Here is a 3688-nt window from a genome sequence, read left to right as displayed (position 1 = left end):
ATGGCGAAGCAGGACACGCGGTCACCAGCGATGGTGGGCAGCAGATACTCCTTCTTCTGCTCCTCGTCGGCGTGGTAGAGGATGTTGTCGGCCTCGCCGCCGAACCGGAACGGCACCCACGAGCGGCCGATCTCGGTCCAGATGAGCGACTGGACGACGGCGGGCAGATCCATCCCGCCGTACTCCTCCGGGGTGGAGAGCCCCCAGAAGCCGAACTCCTTGGCCTTGAGCTGCAGCTCGCGCAGCTCGGAGCGGTCGAGACCGGGCTGGTGCAGGCGCTCGCGGCGGAGCACCTCCTGCTCCAGGGGCACGATCTCCTTGGTGATGAAGGCGCGAGCGGTGTCGCGCACGGCCTGCTGCTCGTCGGAGAGCGAGAAATCCATGGTCGGCTCCAGTTGCGGATGGTGACGGGTGGACGAGGCTCAGCGAGCGCCGCCGTTGACGTAGAGCGTCTGGCCGCTCACATACGAGGCGTCGTCACTGGCCAGGAAGGCCACCACGGAGGCGATGTCCTCGGGCAGGCCGACGCGGCGCAGCGGGATGCGCTCGGCGGCGGCGACCTGATGCTCTTCGGCGCTGAGACCGACGCGCTCGGCGGTGGCCGCGGTCATGGCGGTCGCGACATAGCCGGGTGCCACCGCGTTGACGTTGACGTTGTACGGGCCCAGCTCGATCGCCAAGGTGGCCGTGAGCCCCTGGATGCCGGCCTTGGCCGCGGCGTAGTTGGCCTGGCCGCGGTTGCCGAGCGCGGAGCGGCTGCTCAGCGAGACGATCTTGCCGTATCTCTGCTCGACCATGTACTTCTGCGCGGCCTGGCTGCAGTTGAACGCCCCGGTCAGGTTGACGGCGAGCACCGTGTCCCAGTCGTCGCCGGACATCTTGAACAGCAGCTGGTCACGGGTGAGGCCGGCGTTGTTGACCAGGATGTGCGGCGCGCCGAGCTCTTCCGCGACGCGGGTGAAGAGCTCCCCCACCGCGCCGCGGTCCGCCACGTCGCAGCCGTACGCGTGCGCGGTGGCACCCGAGGCAGTGATCGCGGCCACGGTGGCCTCCGCGCGCTCGGTGGTGAGATCGACGACCGCGACCTTGGCGCCCTCCTCGGCGAAACGGCGGGCGGTGGCGGCGCCGATGCCCTGGGCCGCTCCGGTGACGACGGCGACCTTGCCGGTGAACCGGCTCATGAATGTCTCCTCGAAAGAAGGGTGTGGTTGCTCAGCCGAAGGCGTTCACGCCCGTGAGGGCGCGCCCGATGAGCAGCTTGTGTATCTGGCTGGTGCCCTCGTAGAGGGTCATCACCCGGGCGTCCCGCAGGTACTTGCCGACCGGGTACTCATCGATGTAGCCGTAGCCGCCGAAGACCTGCAGCGCGTTGTTGGCTGCACGGACCGCCGCCTCGCTCGCGTACAACTTCGCCACCGACGACTCGGTGGCGAACGGCAGCCCGCGCTCGATGTGGTCGGCGACCCGCCAGGTCAGCAGGCGGGCGGCATCGACGTCCACCGCGATGTCGCTGATGAGTTCCTGCACCAGCTGGTGGGAGGCGATGGGCCTGCCGAACTGCTCACGGTCCTTCGCATAGGCGACCGCCGCGTCAAGGCACGCCTGCGCGATGCCGACGCACCCCGCCGCGACCGACATCCGGCCCTTGGCCAGAGCCGCCATGGCGACGGTGAAGCCCTTGCCCTCGTCGCCGAGCCGGGCCGCCGCGGGCACCCGCACACCGTCCAGCACCAGCTCGGCGGTGGCCTGGCCGCGCAGGCCGAGCTTGCCGTGGATCTCACGGCGCTCCAGCCCCGGTGTGTCGGCCGGCACCAGGAAGGCCGTGATCCCCCGGTGGCCCCGCGCCTGCGCCGCGTCGCCGCCGGTGCGGGCGAACACGAGGGCGACGTCGGCCCAGGTGCCGTTGGTGATGAACATCTTGGTGCCATCGAGGACCCAGTCGTCGCCGTCGCGCACCGCGCGGGTGGTGAGGTTGGCGGCGTCGGAGCCGGTGCCGGGTTCGGTGAGGGCGAAACAGCCGAGCGTCGTGCCGGCGGTGAGGCCCGGCAGCCACTCCCGCCTCTGCGCCTCGGTGCCGTAGGAGTTGATCGACTTGGCGACCAGGCCGAGAGAGACCGAGACGATGCCGCGCACCGCGGAGTCGGCGCGGCCGAGCTCCTCGAGGACCAGGCAGTACGCGAGGTGGTCGCCGGCGGACCCGCCGTAGGTCTCGGGGATGGTCAGGCCCAGGAAGCCGATCTTGCCGAGCTCACCGATGATCGCCCGGTCCACCGATTCGGCGCGGTCCCATTCGGCGGCGTGCGGGACGATCTCGCGCTCGGCGAACTCCACCGCGAGCCGCCGTACGGCGGACTGCTCCTCGGACAGCTCCAGGTTCATGGCGTACCTCGCTACGGGGGTGAGCGGAGAGCGGCTCCCGGCCCAGCGGGCGTCGCCCATAAACTAGCGCTGCAAGTTTTTTGATGTTATATCGAGTAAACTAGCGCTGCAAGTTTCCGGCTGCCGATCATCGACCCGGGAGGTGCCCACCGTGGCGCGACCACGCCGACCGCTGCTCAGCCGCGATCGAATCGTGGCGGCCGCTCTGGCGCTCATCGACGCCGAGGGGCTCGATGCGGTCTCGACCCGCCGGCTCGCCACCGAGCTCGGCGTCAGCGGGCCCTCCCTCTACAACCATTTCGCGACCAAGGACGACCTGCTGGACGCCGTCGTCGACACGGTCCTCGGCGAGGTCGACACCGAGATGTTCCGCGCCGGCGGGCCGGGCGACCGGGATTGGCGTACGGCACTGCGCGACTGGGCCCGGTCCTACCGGGCCGCTCTCGCCGCCCATCCCAACCTCGTCCCCGCCCTCGCACAGGGGCCGGGCCGCCGTCCCAACGCCCTGCGCCTCGCCGACGCCGTGTTCGGCGGCCTCATCGACGCCGGCTGGCCACGGGCCCAGGCCACCCGCATCGGCGCCCTCATGCGCTACTTCATCACCGGCTCCGCCCTCGGTTCCTTCGCCGCCGGCTTCCCCGACGACGCGGAGGTGTACGCGGGCGAGTACCCCCATCTCGACCAGGCCCACCTTCTGGCCGAACGGCAGCGGGAGATCGACGAGGGGGCTTTCGAGACCGGCCTCCAGGCGCTGCTCGACGGCCTCGCGCTGCAGTACCGGGCCGCGGCCGCCGACCGACCCTGACCCGGCGGCCGCCCGAGCGGCCGGTGAACGCACAAGCGGCCGGTCAGCGTGAGCACGGCGCGACCCGACCTACTCTGGGAGGCGTCTGACCTCGCGAATTGGGGCAAGCGAAGCGTTTTGCACCAGCCGGGGCCGGGCGCTGACGCTTTGGGAGGACCATTGAACACCGGTCGCATGGCACTGCTCTCGTCGATCGCGCTGGCCGGCGTGGCCGCTCTGACGGCGCTCGGGCCGCCGGCGGTGGCGGCCGCGCCGAACCCGTGCGCCGACACCGGTCGGGGCATGCTGCGCCACTCCACGGGCACGGCGAAGCATCTCGTCTTCGCAATCTCTTCCGGCTATTCCTCGAACAAGGTCGTCGTCACGGAGTGCGTGAAGAAGGGCACCTCGTGGAAGAGGTCGTCGGCGACCAGCGGGCGCGCCGGCAGGAACGGATTCGCCAAGCCGGGCGCCAAACGCGAGGGAGACGGCAGGAGCCCGTCCGGTTCCTTCGTCCTCAGCGAG

General features: G+C 70.6%; 5 protein-coding genes. 2 read left to right on the top strand and 3 right to left on the bottom strand.

Annotation, left to right across the window (positions count from 1 at the left end; genetic code table 11):
- The 3 genes from HKK72_RS37395 to HKK72_RS37385 form a co-directional block, all read right to left on the bottom strand.
- Window positions 1–383: acyl-CoA dehydrogenase family protein (locus HKK72_RS37395; protein WP_187239123.1), on the bottom strand; the 383-nt coding region annotated here is incomplete at its 3' end.
- A 39-nt stretch (window positions 384–422) separates the two neighbouring features.
- The gene (gene fabG, locus HKK72_RS37390) at window positions 423–1181 is read right to left on the bottom strand and encodes a 3-oxoacyl-ACP reductase FabG (RefSeq protein ID WP_187239122.1); all 759 of its coding nucleotides are present in this window, start codon (window positions 1179–1181) and stop codon (window positions 423–425) included.
- A gap of 31 nt (window positions 1182–1212) precedes the next feature.
- The gene (locus tag HKK72_RS37385; protein ID WP_187239121.1) at window positions 1213–2379 is read right to left on the bottom strand and encodes an acyl-CoA dehydrogenase family protein; all 1167 of its coding nucleotides are present in this window, start codon (window positions 2377–2379) and stop codon (window positions 1213–1215) included.
- A 151-nt stretch (window positions 2380–2530) separates the two neighbouring features.
- Between HKK72_RS37385 and HKK72_RS37380 the strand changes: the two genes are divergently transcribed.
- Window positions 2531–3184, top strand: a complete 654-nt coding sequence (locus tag HKK72_RS37380; RefSeq protein WP_187239120.1) for a TetR/AcrR family transcriptional regulator — start codon at window positions 2531–2533, stop codon at window positions 3182–3184.
- A gap of 159 nt (window positions 3185–3343) precedes the next feature.
- On the top strand, window positions 3344–3688 hold a 345-nt coding region (locus HKK72_RS37375; RefSeq protein WP_222721625.1), incomplete at its 3' end, for a hypothetical protein.

It is taken from the genome of Actinomadura sp. HBU206391, from assembly GCF_014323665.1.
Taxonomy (GTDB): Bacteria; Actinomycetota; Actinomycetes; order Streptosporangiales; family Streptosporangiaceae; genus Actinomadura_C.
The sequence above is the reverse complement of the archived record's forward strand: the minus strand, read 5'-3'. Positions and strand labels throughout refer to the sequence as shown.